This window comes from Streptomyces globosus (assembly GCF_003325375.1).
GTDB lineage: Bacteria > Actinomycetota > Actinomycetes > Streptomycetales > Streptomycetaceae > Streptomyces > Streptomyces globosus_A.
Genome location: NZ_CP030862.1, coordinates 3,903,745 through 3,928,225, shown reverse-complemented (window position 1 = coordinate 3,928,225; position 24,481 = coordinate 3,903,745). Strand labels below are relative to the sequence as shown.

General features: G+C 74.3%; 21 protein-coding genes and 1 pseudogene. 10 read left to right on the top strand and 12 right to left on the bottom strand.

Going from position 1 to position 24,481, the window contains the following annotated elements; all coding sequences use genetic code 11:
- Window positions 1–73: 73 nt before the first annotated feature.
- From C0216_RS17265 to C0216_RS17240, 6 genes are read left to right on the top strand one after another with little or no spacing between them, the layout of a single operon-like run.
- Window positions 74–1,078, top strand: coding sequence for an NAD-dependent epimerase/dehydratase family protein (locus C0216_RS17265; RefSeq protein ID WP_246042591.1), 1,005 nt, complete (start codon window positions 74–76; stop codon window positions 1,076–1,078).
- Window positions 1,075–2,217: a DegT/DnrJ/EryC1/StrS family aminotransferase gene (locus C0216_RS17260; protein ID WP_246042590.1), complete on the top strand. Its 1,143-nt coding sequence runs from the start codon at window positions 1,075–1,077 to the stop codon at window positions 2,215–2,217. Before C0216_RS17265 ends, C0216_RS17260 begins: the two co-directional genes overlap by 4 nt.
- Window positions 2,214–3,020: a NeuD/PglB/VioB family sugar acetyltransferase gene (locus C0216_RS17255; RefSeq protein WP_114056148.1), complete on the top strand. Its 807-nt coding sequence runs from the start codon at window positions 2,214–2,216 to the stop codon at window positions 3,018–3,020. Before C0216_RS17260 ends, C0216_RS17255 begins: the two co-directional genes overlap by 4 nt.
- A complete protein-coding gene (locus tag C0216_RS17250) occupies window positions 3,017–4,132 on the top strand; it encodes a DegT/DnrJ/EryC1/StrS family aminotransferase (protein ID WP_114056147.1) in 1,116 nt (371 codons plus the stop codon). Before C0216_RS17255 ends, C0216_RS17250 begins: the two co-directional genes overlap by 4 nt.
- An 18-nt stretch (window positions 4,133–4,150) precedes the next feature.
- Window positions 4,151–7,447 carry a DUF4082 domain-containing protein gene (locus tag C0216_RS35055; RefSeq protein ID WP_114056146.1) on the top strand — a complete coding sequence of 1,099 codons (3,297 nt, stop codon included), beginning with the start codon at window positions 4,151–4,153 and terminating at the stop codon, window positions 7,445–7,447.
- Window positions 7,444–8,490, top strand: coding sequence for a glycosyltransferase family 2 protein (locus C0216_RS17240; RefSeq protein ID WP_114056145.1), 1,047 nt, complete (start codon window positions 7,444–7,446; stop codon window positions 8,488–8,490). Before C0216_RS35055 ends, C0216_RS17240 begins: the two co-directional genes overlap by 4 nt.
- Before the next feature lie 83 nt (window positions 8,491–8,573).
- On the opposite strand, the gene C0216_RS35050 is transcribed toward C0216_RS17240, so the two are convergent.
- The gene (locus tag C0216_RS35050; protein ID WP_114056144.1) at window positions 8,574–9,233 is read right to left on the bottom strand and encodes a hypothetical protein; all 660 of its coding nucleotides are present in this window, start codon (window positions 9,231–9,233) and stop codon (window positions 8,574–8,576) included.
- A 95-nt stretch (window positions 9,234–9,328) separates the two neighbouring features.
- Here C0216_RS35050 and C0216_RS35045 point away from each other — a divergent pair, with 95 nt between their 5' ends.
- Both C0216_RS35045 and C0216_RS17225 read left to right on the top strand, forming a co-directional pair.
- Window positions 9,329–11,410: an O-antigen ligase family protein gene (locus C0216_RS35045; protein ID WP_281277942.1), complete on the top strand. Its 2,082-nt coding sequence runs from the start codon at window positions 9,329–9,331 to the stop codon at window positions 11,408–11,410.
- Complete coding sequence (locus C0216_RS17225) at window positions 11,335–12,324, top strand: glycosyltransferase (protein WP_114056142.1); 990 nt, start codon at window positions 11,335–11,337, stop codon at window positions 12,322–12,324. Before C0216_RS35045 ends, C0216_RS17225 begins: the two co-directional genes overlap by 76 nt.
- A gap of 22 nt (window positions 12,325–12,346) precedes the next feature.
- On the opposite strand, the gene C0216_RS17220 is transcribed toward C0216_RS17225, so the two are convergent.
- The 10 genes from C0216_RS17220 to C0216_RS17175 all read right to left on the bottom strand — a co-directional run bounded on the left by C0216_RS17220 (window position 12,347) and on the right by C0216_RS17175 (window position 22,850).
- Window positions 12,347–13,153 (bottom strand): glycosyltransferase family 2 protein, encoded by an 807-nt coding sequence (locus tag C0216_RS17220; RefSeq protein ID WP_114056141.1) that lies wholly within the window; start codon window positions 13,151–13,153, stop codon window positions 12,347–12,349.
- Window positions 13,154–13,200: 47 nt separating this feature from the next.
- Window positions 13,201–14,349, bottom strand: coding sequence for a hypothetical protein (locus tag C0216_RS17215; RefSeq protein ID WP_114056140.1), 1,149 nt, complete (start codon window positions 14,347–14,349; stop codon window positions 13,201–13,203).
- 5 nt (window positions 14,350–14,354) lie between these two features.
- Window positions 14,355–15,860 (bottom strand): oligosaccharide flippase family protein, encoded by a 1,506-nt coding sequence (locus C0216_RS17210; protein ID WP_246042589.1) that lies wholly within the window; start codon window positions 15,858–15,860, stop codon window positions 14,355–14,357.
- A complete protein-coding gene (locus C0216_RS17205; protein ID WP_216827093.1) occupies window positions 15,857–16,489 on the bottom strand; it encodes a chain length determinant protein in 633 nt (210 codons plus the stop codon). The genes C0216_RS17210 and C0216_RS17205 overlap by 4 nt, the downstream gene beginning before the upstream one ends.
- Window positions 16,490–16,641: 152 nt before the next feature.
- The gene (gene wecB / locus C0216_RS17200) at window positions 16,642–17,760 is read right to left on the bottom strand and encodes a non-hydrolyzing UDP-N-acetylglucosamine 2-epimerase (protein ID WP_114056139.1); all 1,119 of its coding nucleotides are present in this window, start codon (window positions 17,758–17,760) and stop codon (window positions 16,642–16,644) included.
- 4 nt (window positions 17,761–17,764) lie between these two features.
- Entirely contained in the window at window positions 17,765–19,021 is a 1,257-nt protein-coding gene (locus C0216_RS17195; RefSeq protein WP_114056138.1) for a nucleotide sugar dehydrogenase, read from the bottom strand.
- Window positions 19,021–19,854, bottom strand: a complete 834-nt coding sequence (locus C0216_RS17190; RefSeq protein WP_114056137.1) for a WecB/TagA/CpsF family glycosyltransferase — start codon at window positions 19,852–19,854, stop codon at window positions 19,021–19,023. The genes C0216_RS17195 and C0216_RS17190 overlap by 1 nt, the downstream gene beginning before the upstream one ends.
- Window positions 19,851–20,924 carry a hypothetical protein gene (locus tag C0216_RS17185; RefSeq protein ID WP_246042588.1) on the bottom strand — a complete coding sequence of 358 codons (1,074 nt, stop codon included), beginning with the start codon at window positions 20,922–20,924 and terminating at the stop codon, window positions 19,851–19,853. Before C0216_RS17185 ends, C0216_RS17190 begins: the two co-directional genes overlap by 4 nt.
- Before the next feature lie 641 nt (window positions 20,925–21,565).
- Window positions 21,566–22,177, bottom strand: coding sequence for an acyltransferase (locus tag C0216_RS17180; RefSeq protein WP_114056135.1), 612 nt, complete (start codon window positions 22,175–22,177; stop codon window positions 21,566–21,568).
- A gap of 163 nt (window positions 22,178–22,340) precedes the next feature.
- Entirely contained in the window at window positions 22,341–22,850 is a 510-nt protein-coding gene (locus C0216_RS17175) for a metallophosphoesterase family protein (protein ID WP_114056134.1), read from the bottom strand.
- Between the two features lie 97 nt (window positions 22,851–22,947).
- Here C0216_RS17175 and C0216_RS17170 point away from each other — a divergent pair, with 97 nt between their 5' ends.
- Window positions 22,948–23,634 (top strand): M15 family metallopeptidase, encoded by a 687-nt coding sequence (locus tag C0216_RS17170; protein ID WP_114056133.1) that lies wholly within the window; start codon window positions 22,948–22,950, stop codon window positions 23,632–23,634.
- A 56-nt stretch (window positions 23,635–23,690) separates the two neighbouring features.
- Window positions 23,691–23,882: pseudogene (locus tag C0216_RS34480) on the top strand (cupin domain-containing protein); the annotation flags it as partial.
- Window positions 23,883–23,886: 4 nt separating this feature from the next.
- On the opposite strand, the gene C0216_RS17160 reads toward C0216_RS34480, so the two are convergent.
- Window positions 23,887–24,459 (bottom strand): dihydrofolate reductase family protein, encoded by a 573-nt coding sequence (locus C0216_RS17160; protein WP_114056132.1) that lies wholly within the window; start codon window positions 24,457–24,459, stop codon window positions 23,887–23,889.
- Between the last annotated feature and the right edge of the window lie 22 nt (window positions 24,460–24,481).

Below are 24,481 nucleotides of genomic sequence, written 5' to 3'. Positions count from 1 at the left end.
ACACGGCGGGCACCGCACCGCACACACCGCAAGGACAGCACGGCACATGATCGAAACCAGTGGGGGCAGGGCGTTGAGCAGCGTACGAGGCAAGAGGATCCTGGTCACCGGAGGAGCGGGCACCATCGGCTCGCACCTGGTCGACCTGCTGGTGGACAACGGGGCACGCGACGTCGTGGTCCTCGACAACTTCGTCCGGGGCCGCACCGAGAACCTGGCCCGAGCCCTGCCGAGCGGCGTCGTCGACGTCCGCGAGGGCGACATCCGCGACACGGCCGCCGTGCGCAAGGCGACCGAGGGCGCCGACCTGGTCTTCCACCTCGCCGCACTCAGGATCACCCAGTGCGCGCAGGAGCCGCGCCTGGCCAACGAGGTCCTGGTCGACGGCACCTTCAACGTCCTGGAGGCCGCCGCGGCCGCCGGCGTGTCCAAGGTCGTCGCCTCCTCCTCGGCCTCCGTCTACGGACTCGCCGAGGAGTTCCCCACCACCGAGCGCCACCACCCGTACAACAACGACACCTTCTACGGCGCCGCCAAGGCCTTCAACGAGGGCATGCTGCGCAGCTTCCACGCCATGTACGGCCTCGACTACGTCGCCCTGCGCTACTTCAACGTCTACGGCCCCCGCATGGACATCCACGGCCTGTACACCGAGGTGCTCATCCGGTGGATGGAGCGCATCGCCGCGGGGGAGCCGCCGCTGATCCTCGGCGACGGCACGCAGACCATGGACTTCGTCGACGTCCGGGACATCGCCCGCGCCAACCTGCTGGCCGCCGAATCGGACCTCACCGACGAGGTGTTCAACATCGCGAGCGGCACCGAGACGAGCCTCCTGGAGCTCGCCGCCGGCCTGCTGGAGGCCATGGGCGCCCAAGGCACCGCCCCCGAGCACGGCCCGGCCCGCGCCGTGAACGGCGTCACCCGCCGCCTCGCCGACACCTCGCGCGCCGCGGAACGCCTCGGCTTCACCGCCGCGATCGACCTGCGCACCGGCCTGCGGGACCTCGTCGACTGGTGGCGCACCGAACGCGCCGCCGCGGCCGCCGCCCAGGACGGGCCGGAGGCCGGCCGGTGACCGCCCCCGAGCGCATCCCCGTCATGGTCCCCTGGCTCGGCGAGGAGGAGGCCCGCGCCGCCGCCGACGCCGTCCTCTCCGGCTGGGTCGCCCAGGGCCCCCGCGTCGCCGACTTCGAGCGCGCCTTCGCCGAGCGGGTCGGCGCCGAACACGGCATCGCCGTCAGCTCGTGCACCACCGCCCTGCACCTGGCGCTCATCGCGCTCGACCTCGGCCCCGGAGACGAGGTCGTCGTCCCCTCCCTGTCCTTCATCGCCACCGCCAACGCGGTCCTCTACACCGGCGCCCGCCCCGTCTTCGCCGACGTCGAGGAAGCCACCGGCAACCTGACCCCGCAGACCGTGGACGCCGTACGCACCCCGCGCACCAAGGCCGTCCTCGCCGTCCACCAGGGCGGCGTCCCCGCCGACGTCCACGCCCTGCGCGCCGCGTGCGCCGACTGGGGCACCGCCCTCGTCGAGGACGCCGCCTGCGGCATCGGCGCCACCGTCGGCGGCAAGTCCGTGGGGCAGGGCGCCCTGATCGCCGCCTGGTCCTTCCACCCCCGCAAGGTGATCACCACCGGCGAGGGCGGCATGGTCACCACCGACGACGCAGCCCGGGCCGAGCGCCTGCGCAGGCTCCGCGAACACGGCATGAGCGTCTCCGCCGCCCAGCGCCACGCCAGCAGCAGACCCGTCGCCGAGAGCTACCTGGAAGTCGGCTACAACTACCGGATGACCGACATCCAGGCCGCGGTCGGCCTGGTCCAGCTCGGCAGGCTCGACGCCGTCGTCGCCCGGCGCCGCGCCCTGGCCGCCCGCTACGCCCGGCTCCTCGCCCCGATCCCGGGCCTGCGCCCCGTCCGCGACCCCGCCCACGGCGAGGGCAACTTCCAGTCGTACTGGGTCCTGCTCGCCGAGGACTTCCCCGTCGGCCGCGACGCCCTCCTCGAAGCGCTCGCCGACGCCGGGATCTCGGCTCGGCGCGGCATCATGGCCGCCCACCTGGAGCCCGCGTACGCCGGGCACACGGCCGCACCGCTGCCCGTCACCGAGCGGATCAGCCGCAACTCGCTGATCCTCCCGCTCTTCCACACCATGACGCACGCACAGCAGGACCGCGTCGCGGCCGTCCTGCACGCGCAGGCGGGCGGATGACCGCCCCCGCCACCGGTGACCTGCTCGTCGTCGGCGCGGGCGGGTTCGCCCGCGAGACCGCCCAGGCCGTCCGCGACGCGGCCGCCGCCGACCTCGCCGCCGGCCGCACCCCGCGGTGGCGGCTCGCCGGGCACCTCGACGACGACCCCGCCCTGCACGGCACCGACGTCGACGGCACCCCCGTCCTCGGCGGCTGCGACCTCGTCCACGGCCACCCGGACGCGCAGGTCGTCGTCTGCGCCGGCAGCCCCCGCGACCAGGCAGTCCGGGCCCGCCTCGTACGGCGCCTCGCGCTGCCCGACAGCCGGTACGCGACGGTCGTCCACCCGACGGCCGCCGTCTCGGCGTCCTCGGCGGCCGGCCCCGGCACCGTCCTGCTCGCACACTGCGTGCTCACCGCGGCCGTCCGGGTCGGCGCCCACGTCGCGGTGATGCCGCACACCGTCCTCACCCACGACGACACCGTCGCCGACTTCGCCACGCTCGCCTCCGGGGTCCGCCTCGGCGGCGGCGTCCGCATCGGGCGGGGAGCGTACGTCGGCGCCGGCGCCCTCGTCCGCGAGCACACCGCGGTCGGCGCCTGGTCGCTGACCGGCATGGGGAGCACCGTCCTCGGCGACGTGCCGCCCGGCGAGGTATGGGCCGGCAGCCCGGCCCGCCGACTCCGCGACGCCGGCCCCCCGGCCCTCGCCGAGCTGCGCCGCGGGGAACCGCGGCACGCACCCGGCGAGGCGTCGCCGCCGCCGCACGCACCGCACACCGGCCGCGGGCCGCAGACACCGATGGGGAGCACACACGCATGAACCGGATACCGCTCGTCGACCTCAGGGCCGCCCACGCCGAGGTCGCGGAGGAGGTCCGCGCCGGGTTCGACCGCGTCCTGGCCGACACCGCCTTCATCGGCGGGGACGAGGTCCGCGCCTTCGAGCGCGAGTACGCGGCCTTCACCGGCGTCGCGCACTGCGTCGGCACCGCCAACGGCACCGACGCCCTGGAACTGGCCCTGCGGGCCGCCGGAGCGGGCGCCGGCGACGAGGTCGTCCTGCCCGCCAACACCTTCATCGCCACCGCTGGCGCCGTCGCCCGCACCGGCGCCCGGCCCGTCCTCGTCGACTGCCTGCCCGACACCCTGCTGATCGACCCGCAGGCCGCCCTGGACGCGGTCCGCGCCGCCACCCGCGCCGTCGTCCCCGTCCACCTGTACGGCCAGTGCGCGCCCGCCGCCGAGCTCGCCGCGCAGCTCCCGGCGCACGCCCGGATCGTCGAGGACGCCGCCCAGTGCCAGGGCGCCACCCGGGCCGGGCGCCCGCCCGGCCGGGGCACGATTGCCGCGACCAGCTTCTACCCGGGCAAGAACCTCGGCGCGTACGGGGACGCCGGCGCCGTCGTCACCGACGACGCGGACGCCGCCGACCTGGTGCGGGCCCTCGCCAACCACGGCGGCACCGCCAAGTACCAGCACGACGTGGCCGGGTTCAACAGCCGCCTGGACGGCCTCCAGGCCGTCGTCCTGCGCGCGAAGCTCGCCCGGCTCGCCGCCGGCAACGAGGCCCGCCGTACCGCCGCCGCACGCTACGACGCGCTCCTCGCCGACCTCGCGGAGTCAGGGCGGCTCACCCTGCCCGCCACCGCCGGGGGCAACGTGCACGTCTGGCACCTGTACGTCGTCCGCGTCACCGGAGCGGACCGGGACGCCGTCGTCGGGAAGCTGAACGCGGAGGGCATCGGCGCCGGCGTGCACTACCCGGCACCCGTCCACCTCACCCCCGCCTTCCGGCACCTGGGCCACGGCCGGGGGGACTTCCCGCACGCCGAACTCGCCGCGGAGCGGATGCTCTCCCTCCCGCTCTTCCCGCAGATCACCGCCGCGCAACAGCAGCGGGTCGTGGACGCGCTCACCGACGCCCTGCGCTGACACCCACAAGAGGTACAGATGAAAGATCGGACAAGGCTGCTGCGGTACGGCCTCCTCACCGTGGTGGCCGCCCTGCTGGCCACGGTCCTGCCCCCGTCCGCCGTGGCGGGGGCGGCCGACCCCTGCGGGCCCACCGCGAACGCCATCGTGTGCGAGAACTCCAAGCCGGGCACGCCGATGGCCGACTGGTTCGCCCCCGGCGCCTACGGCGACATCAAGGGCTTCACCTCCCGGATGAGCGTCCAGGCGGGCGACACCGTGCAGTTCAAGGTGCAGTCGCCGACGCCGTACCGGGTGTCGGTGTACCGGCTCGGCCACTACGGCGGCGACGGCGCCCGCCTGATGTCGACCGCGGCGCAGGCCGCCCAGATCCACCCGGCGAACGTGGCTGCGGGAGGCAGCCCGGCGGCCTGCACCACCAAGCCGGCCACCGGCCTCGTCGACTGCGGCAACTGGCCCGTCACCGCCACCTGGACCGTCCCGGCCGACGCCGTCTCCGGCCTGTACCTCGCCAACTTCGACCAGGCCGACGGCAACGGCGTCATGCCCTATCCGTTCGTCGTCCGCAACGACGCGAGCCGCTCCGACATCGTCGTCCAGACCAGCGACCAGACCTGGCAGGCGTACAACAACTACGGCGGCCAGGACCTCTACGACGGCGCCGGGCCCGCACCCGACGGCCGCGCCTACGAGGTCAGCTACAACCGGCCGATGGACATCGGCGGCGAGAACGGCATCTACGGCTCCGAGTACCAGATGATCGCCTGGCTGGAACGCAACGGCTACGACGTCAGCTACATCTCGGGCATCGACATGTCGACCCGCGGCGCGACCCTGCTGCGCAACCACAAGGTGTTCATGTCCTCCGGCCACGACGAGTACTGGACGCAGGAGCAGTTCACCCACGCCCTGGAAGCCCGGAAGGCGGGCGTCCACCAGACGTACTTCAGCGGGAACGAGATCTTCTGGAAGACCCGCCTCGCCCCCAGCATCGACGGCACCGGCACGGCCGACCGGACCCTCGTCTGCTACAAGGAGACCAAGCTCTCCTTCCCGCAGCCGAACGGCATCCCCGATCCCAGCGGCATCTGGACGGGCACCTTCATGGACCCCGCCAGCGCCGCGGACGGCCGGCCCTACCAGCCGCAGAACCAGCTGACCGGCTCCCTGTTCAGCGTCAACGGCTACCGCGCCGACGCGATCACCGTCCCCGGCAGGTTCGCCGGGATGCGGATCTGGCGCAACACCAGCGTCGCGGACCTGAGCCCCTCGCAGACCGCCGTCTTCCCGGCCGGCACCCTCGGCTACGAATGGGACAGCGACGTGGAGGACGCGGCCCGCCCGCCCGGCCAGATCCAGCTCTCCTCCACCACGGTCGACATCGACGACGGCAAGCTCCGCCTCGACTACGGCAACACCTACGGCAACGGCAAGGCCACCCACAGCCTGGTCGCCTTCCGGGACCCGGACTCCCGCGCCCTCGTCTTCGGGGCCGGGACCGTGCAGTGGTCGTGGGGCCTGACCAACATGCCCGTCCACAACCCCGACGACACCGTCGTCACCGCCGACAAGCGCATGCAGCAGGCCACCGTCAACGTCTTCGCCGACATGGGCGTCCAGCCCGGCTCCCTCCAGTCCGACCTCGTCCCGGCGACCGCCTCGGCGGACACCGCGGGACCGGCGGTCGCCGTCACCGCCCCGGCCGGCGGCGCCACCGTGCCCGCACTGCGGCCGGTCACCGTCACCGGCACCGCCGCCGACAGCGGCGGCGGGGTCGTCGCCCGCGTCGAGGTCTCCACCGACGGCGGCACCACCTGGAAGGCCGCCGACGGCGTCGCCTCCTGGACCCACCAGTGGACCCCGACCACTCCCGGACCGGCCGAGATCAAGGTCCGCGCCGTGGACGACAGCGTCAACACCGGCCCCACCAGCACCATCCAGCTCACCGTCGGGCCCCAGCAGTGCCCCTGCACCGTGTGGCCGGCGGCGGCCGTGCCGGGGACCGTCAACGCCGGGGACGGCAGCGCCGTCGAACTCGGTGTGAAGATCCGCTCCTCCGTGCCCGGATCCATCACCGGCGTCCGCTTCTACAAGTCGCCCGCCAACACCGGCACCCACACCGGCAGCCTGTGGTCCGCGACCGGGCAGCGGCTCGCCACCGGCACGTTCACCAACGAGACGGCCTCGGGCTGGCAGCAGCTGAACTTCTCCTCCCCGATCCCGATCAAACCCGACACGACGTACATCGCCTCGTACTTCGCCCCCAACGGCGGCTACTCCTTCGACAACACCTTCGCCGAGGCCGCGGCGGGCCTCGCCCCGCTCACCGCCCTGCGCAGCGGCACCGACGGCGGCAACGGCGTCTACCGCTACAGCTCCTCGGGCGGCTTCCCGAACAAGGCCGCAAGCGGCAGCAACTACTGGGTGGACGCCGTCCTCGACACCTCGACCGCCAGCACGAACCCGCCCACCGTCACCGGCACCACCCCGCAGTCCGCGGCCACCGGCACCGCCATCACCACCGCGGTCACCGCCACCTTCAGCACCGCCGTCGACGCAGAGGCACTGGAGTTCACCGTCAAGGACGCCGCCGGCACGACCGTGCCCGGCAGCAAGGTCCTCGGCGCCGCCGACAGCGCCACCTTCACCCCGAGCGGCGAACTCGCCCTCAACACCACCTACACCGCGTCCGTCAAGGCCACCGACCTGTGGGGCAACACCATGCCGCAGCCGGTCACCTGGACCTTCACCACCAGCCCCACCCCGCCCCCGGTGAACTGCCCCTGCACCCTGTGGGGCAGCGGGACGACCCCCGCCACCGCGAACGTCACCGGCGACGCCAACCCCGTCGAACTCGGCACCCGCTTCCAGTCCGCAGTCAACGGCTACGTCACCGGCGTCACCTTCTACAAGGGCCCCAGGAACACCGGCACCCACACCGGCAGCCTCTGGTCCGCCACCGGCCTGCTTCTGGCCACCGGCACCTTCGGCAGCGAAACCCTCTCCGGCTGGCAGCAGATGACCTTCAGCACCCCCGTCCCCATCACCGCGGGGACGACCTACGTGGTCTCCTACCACGCACCGAACGGCAACTACGCCGTGGACGGCGGCTACTTCGCCGCCTCCCACCGCTCCTACCCGCTCCTCGCCCCCGCCGACGGCAGCGGCGGCGCCAACGGCCTCTACAGGTACGGGGCCTCCAGCGCGTTCCCGACGAACACCTTCGGGTCCGTGAACTACTGGGTCGGCCCCGTCTTCACCACCACCGCGCCGGCCGCCGCGCAGTCCGGCCCGACGGAGGTGGCCGGCCCGTGAGCACCGTCAGCGTCGTGATCCCCTGCTACAAGTACGGCCACTTCCTCGCCGACTGCGTCAGGAGCGTCCTCGACGAACAGCCGGGCGTCGACGTCCGGGTCCTGATCATCGACGACGCCTCGCCCGACGACTCCGCGGAGACGGCCCGCGCCCTCGCCGCCGGCGACCCGCGCATCGAGGTCCACGTCCACGAACAGAACAAGGGCCACATCGCCACCTACAACGAAGGCCTCCTGGAATGGGCCGACGGCGACTACGTCGCCCTCCTCTCCGCCGACGACCGGCTCGTCCCCGGCGCCCTGGCCCGCGCCTCGGCCCTCCTCGACGCCCACCCGGAAGCCGGGTTCGCCTACGGGCGGCCGCTGCGCTTCCGCCACGGCGGCCCGCTCCCGCACGCCCGGACCCGCAGCACCGGCCCCGCCGTCTACCCCGGCCACTGGTGGCTGGAGCGGCGCTTCCGCGAGGGGACCGGCTGCATCACCTCCCCCGAGGTCCTCGTCCGCACCGCCCTCCAGCGCAAGGTCGGCGGCTACGACCCGCAGCTGCCGCACGCCGGCGACATCGAGATGTGGATGCGGCTCGCCGCCCACGCCGACGTCGGCTACATCCGCGGCGCCGACCAGGCCTTCTACCGGGTCCACGGCAGCAACATGTCCACCACCGACTTCGGTGGGCAGCTCGACGACCTGCGCCAGCGCCTGACCGCCTTCGACTCCGTCCTCGCCAAGTGCGGGGACCTGCTCCCCGACAGGGACCGGCTGGCCGAGCAGGCCCGCACCCGGCTCGCCCGGTACGCGCTGCGCCGCGCCTACCGGGCGTACGACCGGGGGCGCACCGGGCTTGTCCCGGTCGCCGAGCTGGAGGACTTCGCCGCCGAGTGCCTGCCCGGCTACCGCGGGCTCGCCGAGTACCGGGCCCTCCGGCGGCGGCGCCGCATCGGGGCGCGCGCCATGCCGTACCTCCAGCCGCTGGTGCTCTCGGCCGTCGCCGACCGGGGGCGCGAGTGGCTGTGGTGGCAGTCGTGGAAGCGGCGGGGCATCTGATGCACCACCGGCACCACCGGCACGGCACCCACGACCGGGACCGCCGCCTCGTGCGGCGGTCCCGGCCGCCGTCCGCGGCCCCCTCAGCCGGCCGCCGCGCCCGCCGGCACCCGCTCGGACTCCCCGGCCCGCCGCCTCCGGCGGGCCGGCAGCCGGTCGGCCCACAGCGCCGCCGACACGCCGGCCACCACGGCCAGCAGCGCCACCCCGGCCAGTCCCCGGCTCCTGGTGCCCCGCTGCTCCGCCGCGGCGGGCGGCACCAGCACGTCCACGCTCATCCGCGCCCCCGCCGGCAGGCCCTGGCGGTCCTGCATCGCCGCCACACGCCGGCCGTACGCCTCGATCACCTTTCCGGCCACCGCGTTCGCCACGGCCGGGTCCCGGTGCTCGGCCTGCACCTGCAGCGAGGGGATCAGATACCGCGGGGTGACGCTCGTACCGCTGTTGCGCGGCATCAGCCGGTACCGCCCGGCCACACCCGCCGCCCGGAGCTCCGCCCGGCCCGCGGCGGACTCCAACTGCTGCACCGCCGCGTAGGAGACCGCGGCCAGCGGCGGCTGGAGGTTCGTCAGCTGGTTCGGGTGCCGGCCCGTCACCGGAGGCTTCAGCACCACGATCGCCGAACTCACATGGACCGGCTCCGGCCGCAGCACCGGCACGGCCCCCGCCGCGGCGAGCACCGCCGCCGCCAGCAGGACGTACCAGCGCCGACGCAGCACACGCGCCAACTCGCCTGGGGACACGGGCAATCCTTCCGTCCCGCACGATCCTCGCAGTCCCCGGCGCGCCCCGCCATCGGATCCGGCACCTTGCGGGGGCGGACGTGAACATGCGGGAAATGTGCAGGGTGCTGCGCCGCCGCTGGTACGTGATGGCCTCCCTCACCCTCCTCGGCCTGCTCGCCGGCTTCCACCTGCACCGCTCGGTGCCCGTGGAGTACGAGTCGCAGAGCTCGATCGCCCTCCTCGACTCCACGGCGGTCGCCCAGCTCGCCCCGACCTTCGGCAACCCCCTCTCCAACGCGGGGGGCTCGCTCGTCGTCACCGCCGACGTCCTGATCCGCACCCTGTCGGGAGCGGACGCGGCCCGCGCCCTCCAAGGGCTCGGCGTGACCGACCCGTACACGGTCGGCTTCGCCGCGAACGCCTCCGGCCCGATGCTGACCCTGTCGGTCACCGGCACCGACCGTGCGAGGGTCCTGGAGGAGACCAACACCCTCACCGCCTTCGCCGGTGAGCAGCTGACCGCCCTCCAGGCCGCCGCCGGCGTCCAGCCCCGCTACTTCGTGCAGACCGCGCCCGTTGTCCTGCCGCAGACGCCTGTGCCGCTCCTCAAGAGCCGCTACCAGCAGGTCCTCGCCGTGGTGATCGCCGGCACGGCGGCCGGATTCACCCTCTCCTTCGCCACGGAGAGCGCCCTCACCGCCCGCCGCCGCAGGCGCGCGGCCGCCGCACCCGCCGCAGGCGCCCCCGCAGCGCCCGGCCTCGCGGGACCCGCGGGCCGGACCGCCGTACGCGCCGGCCGCGACCACCCCCCGCGGCGCCGCCGCGGGAGCCGCCCCGACGCCACCGCGCTCCTCAGCGGCTACCTCGCCCTCGCCTTCTTCATCCCCTCCAACCTCACCCTGCCGGGCCTCGGCGGCGTCGGCACCCCCGCCAACGCGTACGCCCTCCTCTGCCTGTTCTGGTACCTGGCGAGCTGGCTGACCGGCCGCATCCGGCCCCCTGCCGCAACCCGGCTGCCCCGCACCGCCATGCTGGTGCTGGCGCTCGCCGTCCTCGGCTCCTACCTGGCGAACGCCACCCGCGGCAGCTCCCAGAAGGAAATCCTCGGCGCCGACCGCGGCCTCATCGGCCTGCTCGTGTGGGTCTCCCTCGTCGTCCTGGCGACCGCGGCCATCCACGACCGCTCCCGGCTGGACGTCCTCATGCGCCGCATGGTCGTCATGGGCGCGGCCGTCGCCGCCATCGGCTTCTACGACTTCTTCACCGCCACCAACATCGCGGACAGCATCACCCTCCCCGGCCTCCAGTCCAGCGTGCCGCAGATCGCCACCCTCGACCGCGGCTCCTTCACCCGGCCCCGCTCCACCACCGCCCAGCCCCTCGAATTCGGCGGCATGCTCGCGCTCCTGCTGCCGTTCGCCGTACAACAGGCCCTCGACCCGGCCCGCCGCACCCTCGCCCGCTGGCGGCGCTGGGCCCCCGTCGCCCTCATGGGCGGAGCCCTGCCGCTCACCGTGTCCCGCACCTCGATCATCGGGGTCCTGCTGGTGGTCCTGGTGATGGTGCCGCGCTGGAGGCCGGAGCGCCGGTGGGCCGCGATCGGCCTGCTGTGCGGGGCGGTCGCCGCGTTCAAGGTGGTGATCCCGGGGCTGATCGGGACCATCACCGCCCTGTTCGCCTCGTTCCTCTCGAACGGCGACAGCAGCACCCAGGCACGCACCGTCAAGTACGGGGCGATCGTCCCCTACCTGGAGGAGCGCCCGCTCTTCGGGCGGGGCTTCGGCACGTTCACCCCGGACCTGTACTTCTTCACCGACAACCAGTACATGCTCACCCTCGCGGAGACGGGCCTCGCCGGGCTGGCCGCACTCCTGCTGCTCTTCCTCACCGGCATCCACCAGGGCGGCGCGATCCGCCGCCTGGCCCGCACCGAGAACGACCGCGAGCTGGGCCAGGCGTTCTTCGCGTCCGCCCTGGTGGCCCTCGTCATCAGCGCCACCTTCGACAGCCTCAGCTTCCCCATGTTCGCCGGGATGTTCTTCCTCACGCTCGCCGCGGGCGGCAGCCACCTCGGCTTCCTCCGGCGCGCGGCGCCGCAGCACCCCACCGTGGAGTCCCCATGTCCTCACACCGCCCCCTGCCCGCCGACCGCCCCCTGCCCGCACCGGGCCCCGGACCGCGTACCGGTCCCGTAGCCGTCGTCGCCGTCACCTGGAACAGCGCCGGCGTCCTGCCCGCGTTCCTGGCGGCCCTGCCCGAGGGGATGGCCGGAACCGACTGGCGGCTCGTCGTCGCCGACAACGCGTCCGCCGACGGCACCCCGGACCTGCTCCGCCGGCTCGCCCCGGACGCGACCCTCGTCCAGACCGGCCGCAACGCCGGCTACGCGGCCGGCGTCAACGCCGCCCTCGCCGCCGCCGCGGCCTGGGACGGAGGCCCCCGCGCCGCCCTCGTCTGCAACCCGGACATCCGGATGCGGCCCGGCTGCGCCCGCCTCCTCCTCGACGCCCTCGACGCGCCCCTGTCGGGCGGCCGCCGCGTCGGCATCACCGTCCCCCTGCTCCACGACCCCGACGGCGCGCTCCACCACTCGCTGCGCCGCGAGCCGCAGGTGACGCGGGCGCTCGGCGAGGCCGTCATCGGCAATCGGCGCGCCGGGCGCTTCCCCCGCTGGAGCGAGCTCGTCACCGACCCGGCGGCATACCGGCGGGCCACCGTCGCCGACTGGGCGACCGGAGCCCTCATGGCCGTCTCCCGGGACTGCCTCGACGCCTGCGGCCCCTGGGACGAGACGTTCTTCCTGTACTCAGAGGAGACCGAGTTCTGCCTGCGCGCCCGCGACCTGGGCTTCGCCACCCGCCTCGAACCCGCGGCCGCCGCCGTCCACCTCGGCGGGGACTCGCAGGCCTCCCCGCGGCTGTGGACCCTGCTCACCCTGAACCGGGTCCGCCTCTACGCCCGCCGGCACGGGGCCGCCGCGACCGCCGCCTTCCGCGCCGCCGTCCTGCTCCGGGAGGCCTCCCGCGCCGCGCTCGGCCGGGAGGCGAGCCGGGCCGCCGTCCGCGCCCTCGCCGGCCGCGCCGCCCTGCGGGCCGCACCGCGGCCGTGACCCGCGCGGCCGCCGCCCCCGGTCAGCCGGCGGGCGGGGCGCCGTCCCAGGCCGTGTAGAAGCTCTCCGGGTTCACCAGGTACCGGACGGTGGCCCGCGGGACGTGCCGGACCTCGTGCCGCCGCGCGTAGCGGCGTACGAGCTCCCAGTCCTCCCTCGGCAGCACCTCCGGGGGGCGGCGCAGCCGGCTGAAGTACAGCGAACGGCTGCGGCGCGCCACGAACGCGTTGGTGTCGAGGAAGGCCTCCCGGGCGGCCCGGCGCCGGTCGAACGGCACCGACAGCACGTCGCGCTCCGTCCCGTCGGGCAGCACCCGGCGCAGCGCCGTGTAGACGGCGTCGGGCCCGCCGGGCCGCTCCAGCACGGCGAGGGCCTGCTCCAGGTGGTCGGGCTCCCACAGGTTGTCGTCGTCCAGGAACGCCACGTACCGCGAGCGGGACAGCCGTATCCCCACGTTGCGGACGACGCCCGCCGTACCCGTGTTGCGGGCCAGGGAGACCGCGGACAGCCGCGGGTCGGCGGGCAGCGGGGGCAGGCCGGCGCCGTCGTCGACGACCAGGACGACGTGGTCGCGGACCGTCTGGGCGAGGGCCGAGCGGACCGCGGCCCGCAGCGCCTCGGGGCGCCGGTGCGTGGCGATCACGGTGGCGACGAGGGCGGTGGGCGGCCTGCCCAGCAGGGCCGCGAGGCGGGCGGTCTCGGCGTCCTCCAGGCGGCGCAGGCGCAGCGCCGAGGGGGCGAGGAGGAGCTTGTTGCGGGCTTCGAAGAGCACCAGCCAGCCGAAGGCCCGCTTGAGGAGCTCCCACGGGGCGCGGGCGATGCGGCGCATGTCGTCCTCTCGGGGCGGGGGGTGTTCGCGGGGTCTGCGCGGCCGGGTCAGGACGCGGTCTCGGGCACGGGTGTGAGGGACGGGGACGGGGCCGGTTCCGGGACGACCGGCTTTCCCTCGCTGGTGCGGTTGCCGCGCCACACGTTGCCCGCGCCGCCCGCGTTCCAGGCGGCGACCTGCCCGTAGGCCCCGCCGTGCGGGTGGTACTGGGTGGAGAAGACGTTGTCCGTCACCTCGATGCCGGTGGCGCCGGGTCCGCCGCCGTAGAGCGTGTAGGCGCCGCCGGCGAGCCAGTTGCGGTCGACGACGACCGACGAGACGGTGCCGGTGTCGGCGAACAGGCCCACCGCCGCGGTGGCGCCGCGGTCCACGGGGACCGGGTTGAGGAGGGTGTTGTGCCGCACCACGAGCCGCCCCTTGTTGCCGCCGCCGCTGATGACGGCGTCGGTGTGCTGCCACTCGCCGGTCTTGTTGCGGAACGGCACGATGTCGTGGACGTAGTTGTCGTGCAGATGGCCCTGGCCCATGGAGAGCGCGTTGCCGAAGACGGAGATGTCGCACCAGCCGACTTCGACGGACTCGGTCCCCATGTTGGAGACGGCGTAGTTCGCGCCGCCGTTGTCGGGTCCCTTCCCGGGGACGGCGGTGATCTCGGTGTGCAGGATGCGCAGGTTCCGGAAGCCCGGGCGGAGGTTGACGCCCCACCAGTTGGTGGAGGTGATCCGGCTGTCGATGACGGTCACGTCGTTGGCGTAGACGTCCAGCGAGCCGCGGATGTCCCAGCCCCTGATGACCGTGCCGTCCTTCCTGACGGACATGTTGCCGGTGTCGTGCCGCTCCAGAGGGATCCGCGGCCCGGTGGTGTGCTCGTCGGGAAACCCGCAGGCGCCGGGTGACGCGCAGGGCCCCGCCGGGCCGGGGGCGGTGGCCCGGGGCGGTGCAGGGGGAGCGGCGGAGGCCGGTGCGGAGGCGCCGGCGCCGGGGGAGGGAGCGGTGGGGGAAGGCGCCGCGGGCGGCTGCGTCCCGCCGCCGGGCTTCGGGCAGTCCGGTGTGCTGCCTGCCGGGCACGCCGCGGACGCGGGCGGCGTGCCGCCGCCGGTGCGCTCCGCCGGGTACAGGGTCAGTACGGCGGCGAGCAGCAGCCCGGCCACCGCCCAGGCCGCCGTGCGGCGTTTCCCGTCTGCCGGCACTGCCATGGCCGTCAGCCTCCGTCGTTGTCGGCCGGTGCGGCGGGTGCCCGCCGTCCGGCACCGCGCAGGTGTCCCAGGCTCGGCAGGACGCACACCGCGTAGCAGAGCGTCCCGGCCGCGCCGGTCGCGAGCAGGGCCGGTACGCCGTCGCCCAGCAGCCGGTGCAGGCCGGTCACCGCGGCGGCCATCACGACCCCGCCGGCCGCGGGCCAGGCGCACGCCCGGCCGACCGAGCCCAGGCCGACGCCGGCCCGGCGCAGGGCGTAGAGGAACACCGGCACGACGACCGCGCCCGCCACCACGACGTGTCCCTGGGCGACCCCGACGATCCCGCCCGCCCCGGCGCCCGCGACCAGCACCGGGACGAGGAGGACCAGCCACAGGCCCTGCACGCCGATGAGCAGCCGGCGGCGCCCGACCGCGACGAGGCAGTCGTACGCGAGCTCGCAGCCGATCCGGATCAGGCCGAGCCCCATCAGCCACGGCAGGGCCGCCGCGGCGGGCAGCCACCGCGCGCCGTAGACGAGCTCCACGAGCGGCGCGGCGAGCGCGGCGAGCAGCACACACAGCGGGACCGTGCCGGTCATCACGATGCCCAGGCCCCGCGCGAACCCGTCCGCCAGCGCCCCCGGCGTCTCGGCCAGCCGGGAGAACCCGGCGAACGAGACGCGGCGGGCCGCCTCGGAGATGATCCGCACCGGCCAGCCGGACATGTTGAAGGCGAGGACGTAGAAGCCCAGCGCGAGCTGGTCCAGCGTGGATCCCACCACCATGGTGTCGACGTTGACCACGCCGAGTGCGAGCAGGCTCGCCCCGGCGAGCGGCAGCCCGAAGCGCAGCAGGGCACGCGCCTGCGCCCGGTCCCAGCCGAAGCGGAGCGTGCCCGGCGCGGCCAGGCAGCATCCGGCGAGGGCGGCGGCGTTCCCGGCGACGGAGCCCCACGCGAAGCTCATTGCGCCCCAGCCCTGCACGGCCAGCAGCAGGGTGACGCCGGTGCTGAGGACGAAGTTGACGCCGTCGACGGCCATCCGGCGGCCCTGCGCGAACTCCCGGGTGAGGATGCCGGCCGGCACCTGGGACAGCCCGTCGAGGACGACGCACACGCACATCACCCGGAGTACCGCGGACGCCTCGGGCGAGCCGAGCACCCGGGCGACCGCCGGGGCCGCCGCGAACAGGGCGGCGTACAGGGCGCAGCTGGCGGCGGTGCTCAGGGTGAGGACGGTCGGGGCGAAGCGGCGCGGGTCGCCCTCCCAGCGGACGAGCGCGAGGGTGACGCCGAGCTCGTTCGCGGAGAGCAGCACCAGCAGCACCGTCTGCGCGAGCCCGTACACGCCCCAGGCCTCCGGGCCGAGGAACCACCGGGCCAGGATGATGCCGGTCGCGAAGTTGCCGAGGCGCATGACGACCGTGTTGACCAGGCTCCAGCGTGCGGCCGCGCCGACCTTGCGGCCCAGGGAGGGGGCGGCGGCCGGTGGCGGCTGAGGAGGCGCGGCGCCGGGCCCCGGGGCCGTCACGGCGCGTCCTGCGAACGGGCCCGGTCGGCGCGGCCGCGGACGCGGGCCTCCACGAAGAACGTCGCGACCAGGCTCAGCACGAAGCCGAGCGCGCCCGCCATGGCGAGGTACTGGACCCGCGTTTTCGTCTGCGCCTGCGGCTTCTGCGGCGGAACGATCGTCGCCATGCGGATCATCGCCTCCGCGGGCACCTTCTGGGCGGCCTGGAACTCGTTCAGCCGCCTCTCGGCGTAGGCGGTGAGCAGCTCGTCCGACTTCAGGACGCGGGCCGGCTCGGTGCCGGTGACGCTGAGCCACATGAAGGGGCCCTGCGCGTTGTCGGCGATCTTCGCCTCGTATGTCCCGGTGAGGCCCTGGGACTTCAGGGCGGCGCGCGACTCGTCGGAGTTGAGGTTGCGGGCCAGGCCGTCGGCCATGCCGGTCAGCGAGGCCTGGGTGCTGAGGAAGGGGTTGCCGTCGAAGGCCTCCGTGGCCTTCCTGGAGTTGAGCAGCGTCACGGTGCTCTGGGAGCGGTACTCCACCGGGACGAGCAGGTACACGCCGGCGGTCAGCGCGGCCGTGAGCAGCAGTCCGGGCAGCAGTACGTACCAGCGTCTGCACATGACCCGCCAGATCTCCGCGAGATCCATGGTCTTCCCCCTCGCGGCGGCGCGTCGTCCGGAGTGCGCCGCCGCCTTCATTGCGTGGTTGCGTTGTTCTGATCTGTTCTGCACTGTTCTGTCCTGCGCCGTGCTGCGCCGTCCGGTGTCGTCCGGTGGTGCGTCGCGGTGGGGTGCGCCTGCTACGCCGCCCCCCGTACGAGGTCCGTCGGCCGCGGCCGGGTCCGCGCCGTGCCCCCGTCCAGGAGCACGCGGGCGATGCGCTCGCCTGCCCGGCCGTCCCAGAGCGCGGGGCAGCGGGGCGCGGGCGGGTCGTCGAGGACCCGGTGGACGGTGGCGGTGATCCGCTCGGGATCGGTGCCGGCGAGGACGTTGGTGCCCTCTTCGACGGTGACCGGCCGCTCCGTGTTGTCCCGCAGGGTCACGCAGGGCACGCCCAGCGCGGTCGTCTCCTCCTGGACGCCCCCGGAGTCGGTGAGCACCACGCGGGCGGAGTCCTGCAGCGCGAGGAAGTCGAGGTACCCGGCGGGCGGCACCAGGCGGATCCCGGCGGGCACGCCGACCGCGTGCAGCCGCTGTTCGGCCCGCGGGTGGACGGGCAGCACCAGCGGGCACCGCTCGCCGATCCGCCCCAGGGCCTTGAGCAGGCCGCGCAGCGCGTCCGGGTCGTCGACGTTGGCGGGCCGGTGCAGGGTGGCCAGGCCGTAGCGGCCGCGGGTGAGGCCGTACCGGTCCAGTACGTCCGAGCTGCGGGCCCGCTCCAGGTTGGCGCGCAGGGTGTCGATCATGACGTTGCCGACGACGTGGACCTGGTCCTCCCGGTACCCCTCCGCCCGCAGGTTCGCCGCCGCGTCGGCGGACGGGGCGAGCAGGTAGTCGCTGACCCGGTCCGTGGCGACCCGGTTCACCTCCTCCGGCATGCTCCAGTCCCGGCTGCGCAGGCCCGCCTCGACATGCGCGAGGAGCGGGCCGGCCTTGGCGGTGACCAGGGCGCAGGCCAGGGTGGAGTTGACGTCGCCGACGACCACGACCGCGTCCGGCGCCAGCTCGGCGAGGAGCGGTTCGAAGGCCGCCATCACCCGGCCCGTCTGCTCGGCGTGGCTGCCCGACCCGGCCCCGAGGTGCCGGTCGGGCGGCCGGATGCCGAGGTCGCGGAAGAAGACGTCGTTCATCGACGTGTCGTAGTGCTGCCCGGTGTGGACGAGCACGACGTCGGCGCCGTGCCTCTCCAGTGCGTCCATCACCGGTTTGACCTTCATGTAGTTGGGCCGGGCTCCGGCCACGCAGATGATCCGGGGCATGGGGTCAGAGCACCTCCACGGTGGGGCCGGAGAGCCGGTTGCGGCAGTCCAGGACGAGGGAGGCGTGCTCGGTGACCATGGCGTAGTCGAAGGAGTCGTGGTCGGTGAGGAGCACGACCACGTCGGCGGCGGACAGCTCCCTGCGCGTCGGCTCCACCCGGACCAGCCGGGCGTCCACCGCGACGTCCTCGACGACGTGCGGGTCGGCGGCGCGCACCTTGGCCCCCAGGTCGAGGAGGAGCTGGGAGATGCGGACGGCCGGAGACTCGCGGGCGTCGCCGGTGTTCTTCTTGTACGCGAGCCCCAGGAGGAGGATCCGGGAGCCGTTGACGGAGCGGCGGCGCGCGTTGAGGGCGTCCATCACGCGGCGGGTGACGTACTCGGGCATGTGGCTGTTGATGTCGTTGGCGAGCTCCACGAAGCGGAAGCTCTGGCCGAGTTCGCGCTGGACCCGCCAGGACAGGTACGACGGGTCGATGGGCAGGCAGTGGCCGCCCACGCCCGGCCCCGGGGTGAACTTCATGAACCCGAAGGGCTTGCTGGAGGCCGCCTCGATGGCCTGCCAGACGTCGATGTCGAGGTGGCGGGCGAACATGGCGATCTCGTTGACGAGGGCGATGTTGACGTGCCGGAAGGTGTTCTCCAGCAGCTTGGCGAGCTCGGCCTCCTTGGGGGAGCGCACCGGGACCGTCTTGTCGACGAGCTCCCCGTAGAAGGCCTCCACGGCCTTGAGGGAGGCGGCGTCCACACCGGAGACGACCTTGGGGGTCTGCTGGAAGCCCCACGTCGTGTTGCCGGGGTCGATGCGCTCGGGGCTGTACCCGAGGTGGAAGTCGGCGCCGGCCGTCAGGCCGGAGCCGTCCTCCAGGAGGGGGCCGAAGAGCTCCTCGGTGGTGCCGGGATAGGTGGTGGACTCCAGGACGACCGTCGCACCCGGCCGGAGGTAGCGGGCCAGGGTGCGGGCCGACTCCTCGATGTAGCGCAGGTCGGGCGCACCGTCCTGGAGCGGGGTCGGCACCGTGACGACCGCGGTGTCGAAGCCCCCGCAGTCCCGGGCGAGTTCGGTGGGACGGTACGTGCCGCGGTTCAGCGCCCGGCCGAGCCGCTCGGAGGAGACGTCCTCCACGTACGACTCGCCGGCGGCGAGGCTCTTGACGCGCCGCGCGTCGACGTCGTACCCGATCACCTGGTGTCCGACCTCCGCTGCCCGAACGGCCAGCGGAAGGCCCACGTATCCCTGTCCCACGACGACGACGCGCATCAGTGACTCCTGTTCGCGGAACCGGTCCCGTGCGAGGGACCGGCAGACGGCGTACGGCGGAGGAGCTCCCGGGCCGTCATGAGGAGGAAGGCGGTGTTGGTGGTGAGGTAGCGCCTGCCGAGGCGGCGGGGCTCCTGGAGGGCGCGGTAGAACCATTCGAGCCCGATGCGCTGCCAGAGCTGCGGGGCCCGCTTCGTGACGCCCGCCAGGATGTCGAAGGACCCGCCGACCCCGTGCACGACGTCGGCGCCGGTGCGCTTGCCGAAGGAGGCCGTGAAGATCTCCTTCTTGGGGGACGTCATGCCGAGGAACAGCATGCGCGCGCCGCTTGCCGCGATCGCGTCGGCAACGGCCCCCTGCTCGGAGTCGTCGAAGTAGCCGTTGCGGCTGCCGGCGACGCGGAGGGCGGGGAACTGCTCGGAGATCCGGCGCAGCATCAGGCCGAGGACGTGCTCGCGGGCGCCCAGGAGGTACACCGGGATGTCCGCCTGCTCGGCTGCGGCGAGGAGCCGCATGAACAGGTCGATGCCGGCGACGCGCTCGGGCAGGCGTACGCCGAGGACGCGCCCGGCCCAGACCACGGCCTGGCCGTCGGCCAGGACCAGGTCGCAGCCGGACACCGCGGCGGCGAGCTGCGGATTGCGCCGCATGGTGACCAGCTTCGCGGCGTTGACCATGCCGATCTCGATCTGCTCCCCGCGGCGCACCGCGTCCAGGCAGCGGCGCACGGTCTCGTCCATGGTCAGGGCGTCGAGGGTGATGCCGAAGAGGGTGGCCTTGTCGGTGTGGCCGGAGTTGTCGGTGTAGGGGGTGTTGTCGCGGTGTCCGGTCATCTGGCGGGGCCTCCCAGCCAGGCGTGGAGGAGCCAGCCGAACTCGTACGGCCTGCACTCCCGGTCCACCGCGAGCGGACGGAAGACCCGGTCGAGCGGGGCGAGGCGCGCGCCGGGGACGACCCGGGTGGCCAGGCCGCGGGCGGCGCGCACCGCCTTCGCCGGGTCGCCGCGGTAGACCTTGCGCCAGGTGACCGAGTGGTCCTCGCGGATCATCGGCTCGCGCGGCACCCCGTCCGGGCCGGCGAGCTCCGGCACCTCCGCCATCCAGCGCAGGCCCCGGCGGATGGCGGCGCCGTGGTCGAGGCCGCCGGCGTCCGCCAGGTCGAACAGGGCGGTGGGGGCCATGGCGTGCTGGTGCACGCTGTAGACCGGGTAGCCCTCGACCACCTGGCCGGTACGGGCGTCGTAGTGCCACCACCACTGCCCGCCGTCGCCCTGGAGCTCGCAGATGCGGGCCGCGCAGGCGTCGGCGGCCTGGAGGGCCACCGGGTCGGGGGCCGTGGCGTGGAGCCGGGCCAGGGCCTGGAGCGGGTACGTCTGGTCCGCGAAGCACGCGACGTGCGTGCGGTAGCGCGGGAGGAGTCCGGGCGCGGTGGCGTGCGGGAAGAGGGGGCTCGTGCCCGTGAGGGCGCCGAGCAGCCGGTCCCGCGCTGCGGCCAGCCCGTCTTCGACGTCGGCCGAGGACCGGGCCGCGGCGAGCGCGGAGAGCACCCAGGCCGCCTCGACCGTGTAGCGGGGCTGCCCGGGGACGTCCAGGGCCGAGAGGCGGGCCAGCGCGTCGGGCAGCTTGGGGTGGTCCGTGTCGGCCGCGGCCCAGGCGACGAGTGCGGCGTCGCCGAGGTTGGTGATCCGCGGAAGCCGCTCCACCAGCAGCCCCGCGAACTCGGCGGCGGTGTGCCCGCCGAGGACGGCGCGCTGCCGGTCCTCGGGGAGGAACCGGGCCCCGAGGACGGTGATGGCCGCGTACCGGGTGCTCGTACCGCGGCGCTCCACGCTGCGGGTGCCGGCGGGTGAGACGGTGCCGGCGCGGGTGAAGACGAACGTGCCGCCGCCGTCGGCTGCGTACATCCGGGGGAGGGCCTGCTCGGCCAGCGCGAGCAGGCGCTGGGCGAGGGCGTGGAGGGTCGGGTCTTCTCGGGTCAGGGCAGCTAATCGGGGTGCTGGGGTTGCTCCGGTCACCGGGCACCCGCCCTGCGGTCGCAGGCCCGGGCGGTGGGCTTGCCGTGTGCGCTGCCTGATTCGTGCGTGTGGCGACGGCGCGTGCGCGAGCTGTCGTGCGCGTGCCGGCTGTGATGCATGTGCGAGCCGTGATGTATGCGCGAGCTGTGAGGCTCCGACACACCTACCCCCTCTGATCGCTCCTCGGGCCGGCCGGCGGTCGTCGTTCCGTGGAGGGACCGTGCAGGACGGCGCACGTGCCGACGTGGCGGTGCCCTGCGGCGCCGCCCCCGGCCCGTGCCGTCCGGAGCCGCCGACTGGTACCCCCCAGCGATGCCCCGGACCGGGGCCCGCGCGAACGCACGCCGCTCGCGGGCGCGCTTGCGCGCCCGCCGCCGGCATGGTTCCGCGATGCCCCCGTCGTGTACAACCCCCCACTGAACAAAGGCAGTTGCCTGCTCAGATCCCGTGTACACGGACAAGGTATGCCCAAGGGGTGGCCGGTGATTGCGGTTTTGAGGAAATCCCGGCGGCCAAAATCCGACGTGCCGTCAGTTCCGATGCGGAATGCGTTCGGTGAGGGTGCCGTCCCTCTCGTCGTGCAGGGCGCCGGTGCGGGGGCACTCCCACACGCCCGGCTCCCCGTCCCGCTCGGCGAGGCGGACGCCGGCCCTCCCCACCCAGCCGATGCGCCGGGCGGGCACCCCGGCGACGAGCGCGAAGTCCGGCACGTCCCGGGAGACGACGGCGCCCGCCGCCACCAGCGCCCACCGCCCCACACGCACCCCGGCCACGCACACCGAACGGGCCCCCAGCGAAGCCCCCTCCTCCACCACCACCCCGGCGGCCTCCCAGTCAGCGCCCCGCTTGAGCCGCCCCTCGGGGTCCACCGCCCGCGGGTAGAAGTCGTTGGTGAGCACCGCGGCCGGGCCGATGAACACCCCGTCCCCGAGGACGGCGGGCTCGTACACGAGCGCGTGGTTCTGCAACTTCACGTTGTCGCCGATGCGCACGCCCGGGCCGACGTAGGCTCCGCGGCCGACGATGCATCCCCGGCCGAGCCGCGCCTCCTCCCGTATCTGCGCCAGGTCCCAGACGGTCGTGCCGTCCCCGAGTGCGGCGGTCTCGTCGACCTGGGAGGAGGGCTGGATGCGGACACTCACGGGGCGGTCCCCTTACGTCGGCGTTCGGTATCCGGACGCGCGCTGCGCCGGAGCGGCGTCGTGCCAGCCGGAGCATATGCGGGGAGGGGGCGGCGCGTCCGCGGATCCGGAAGGACCCGCTGCACGCCTCCGCGGGGTGCGCGCGGCCGCGGGCCGGCGGCACTCACCCGGGCGTGCGCGGGGGGAGTTCGTGGAGGCGTACGCCGGCGAGGCCCGAGGAGCCGATGCGGGCCGTCATGTACGTGCAGTGCGGCTGGCGGCGGCGGTCCGTGGGGGAGCCCGGGTTCAGCAGGCGGAGACGGCCGTCGGCCGTCGAGTCCCACGGGATGTGGCTGTGGCCGAAGACCAGGACGTCCAGGTCCGGGAAGCGTTCGGCGCAGCGCTTCTCGCGGCCCTTGGCCGGGCCGGTCTCGTGGACCACACCCAGGCGCACGCCCTGGAGGTCCGCGTACGCCACCTCCGGGAGGCGGGCGCGCAGACCGGGGCCGTCGTTGTTGCCGAAGACGGCGACGAGGCGGCGGGCGCGTGCCTCCAGGAGGTCGAGGGTCGCCTCGTCGGCCCAGTCGCCCGCATGGACGACGACGTCCGCGCGGGGCACCAGGTCGAGCAGCTCCGGGGGAAGGGCCTTGGCCCGTACGGGGAGGTGGGTGTCGGACATCAGCAGCAGGTCCACGCGTCCGACGGTAGCCGGGCGGGGGCGCCGTGGCCCGCTGTGGCCCGTGTGGCCCTCGCGGCGTGCGGGGGCGTGGGGGTGTGCCTACGGTGAACGGGTGCGACCCATACCCGTAGCCGTCACCGCGGCCCTCGCGTTCGGTGCCGTCCTTGCGGCATCCGCGCCGCCGGCCGCGACCCCCGCCCCGCCGCCCGTGCAGCGCGCACGGGCGGCCGCGCCCTCGCTGGCCGCCGAAGTGGTGCCCGTCCCGGCCGAGGCGCTCGGCGCCACGTACCGCGCGGGCTGTCCCGTGGGCCCGGAGCAGCTGCGGCTGATCCGGATGAACCACTGGGGCTTCGACGGCAAGGTCCATCGCGGCGCGCTCGTCGTGCACGAGGACGCCGTCGGGCCGCTGCTCGGCGCCTTCGGCAAGGTGTTCGCGGCGCGGTTCCCCATCCGCCGCATGCAGCCGGCCTCCGCGTACGGCGGGGACGACGGCAGGTCCATGGCGGACGACAATACCTCGGCGTTCAACTGCCGCCCTGTGACGGGCGATCCGAGCCGGAGGTCGCAGCATGCGTACGGGGACGCCGTCGACATCAACCCCGTCGAGAACCCGTACGTGGACCGCAGCGGCACCGTCCACCCGGCCGCGGGCCGCGCCAACCTGCACCGGGACCGGCCCGTCCCCGGCATGATCCGGCCGGGGGACGCGGTGTCCCGCGCGTTCGCGGACATCGGCTGGGCCTGGGGCGGCCGCTGGCCCAACCCCGACTACCAGCACTTCTCGGCCACGGGCGGTTAGGGGGTGTGGGGAAACGCGAGGGATGAACCGGATGGCCGGATCGCGGGGTTTGCCGCATGACCTTGTCCGAGAGCCAGAGCCCGTCCGCCGCGCCCCTCGCGCCCCTCCGCACCCGCCACGCCGAGGCGGAGACCTGTGCCGACCCGAGCAGCGTCATGACGCTGCTCGCCGACTCGCACCAGACCGCCGACGGCTTCACGAGCTATCGCTCCGGCTTCGCCGCGGGAGCCGTGGGCGCGCCCGCCCACTGCACTAGGGTCGGGCCGGGCGTGCCACGCGGTAGTCGAGGCAGACGACGCCCGAGGTGAAGGTGCGGGTCTCGGCCAGGGTGAGGTCCACCCGCTGATCGGCCCTCGGGAAGAACGGAATGCCGCCGCCCACGAGGACCGGGTACACCATGGCCCGGTACTCGTCGATCAGGTCCGCCGCGGCCGCCTGGGCGGCGAGCGTGGCACCGCCGATCGCGATCTCCCCCTGTCCCGGCTCCGCCCGCAGCCGCTCGATCTCCTCGGCCGGGCTGCCCGAGGCCAGGCGGGCACGGCCCCGGACGTCGGTCAGCGTCGTGGAGAACACGACTTTCGGCAGCGGGTTCCAGAGCGACACCCACTCCCGCTCCGCCTCGTCGAGTGAGGAGACGTCGGCGGTCTCCCAGTAGAGCATCGTCTCGTACAGGCGGCGCCCCAGCAGGTGGACGTCCACCCCCCTGATCTCGTCGATCCAGAAGCGGAAGACGTCCGCGTGAGGGGGCGTCCAGTCGAAGCCGCCGTCCGGCCCGACGATGTAGCCGTCCAGCGAGACGTTCATCGAGTACGTCACCTTGCGCATCAGCAGCCCTCCTCGGGAACCC

Coding starts and splice junctions, on each gene's coding strand:
- C0216_RS17255 (WP_114056148.1), top strand. CDS start 2,214: ATGACCGCCCCCGCCACCGGTGACCTGCTCGTCGTCGGCGCGGGCGGG.
- C0216_RS17250 (WP_114056147.1), top strand. CDS start 3,017: ATGAACCGGATACCGCTCGTCGACCTCAGGGCCGCCCACGCCGAGGTC.
- C0216_RS35055 (WP_114056146.1), top strand. CDS start 4,151: ATGAAAGATCGGACAAGGCTGCTGCGGTACGGCCTCCTCACCGTGGTG.
- C0216_RS35045 (WP_281277942.1), top strand. CDS start 9,329: ATGTGCAGGGTGCTGCGCCGCCGCTGGTACGTGATGGCCTCCCTCACC.
- C0216_RS17225 (WP_114056142.1), top strand. CDS start 11,335: ATGTCCTCACACCGCCCCCTGCCCGCCGACCGCCCCCTGCCCGCACCG.
- C0216_RS17220 (WP_114056141.1), bottom strand. CDS start 13,153: ATGCGCCGCATCGCCCGCGCCCCGTGGGAGCTCCTCAAGCGGGCCTTC.
- C0216_RS17215 (WP_114056140.1), bottom strand. CDS start 14,349: ATGGCAGTGCCGGCAGACGGGAAACGCCGCACGGCGGCCTGGGCGGTG.
- C0216_RS17205 (WP_216827093.1), bottom strand. CDS start 16,489: ATGGATCTCGCGGAGATCTGGCGGGTCATGTGCAGACGCTGGTACGTA.
- wecB (WP_114056139.1), bottom strand. CDS start 17,760: ATGCCCCGGATCATCTGCGTGGCCGGAGCCCGGCCCAACTACATGAAG.
- C0216_RS17195 (WP_114056138.1), bottom strand. CDS start 19,021: ATGCGCGTCGTCGTCGTGGGACAGGGATACGTGGGCCTTCCGCTGGCC.
- C0216_RS17190 (WP_114056137.1), bottom strand. CDS start 19,854: ATGACCGGACACCGCGACAACACCCCCTACACCGACAACTCCGGCCAC.
- C0216_RS17185 (WP_246042588.1), bottom strand. CDS start 20,924: ATGTACGCAGCCGACGGCGGCGGCACGTTCGTCTTCACCCGCGCCGGC.
- C0216_RS17160 (WP_114056132.1), bottom strand. CDS start 24,459: ATGCGCAAGGTGACGTACTCGATGAACGTCTCGCTGGACGGCTACATC.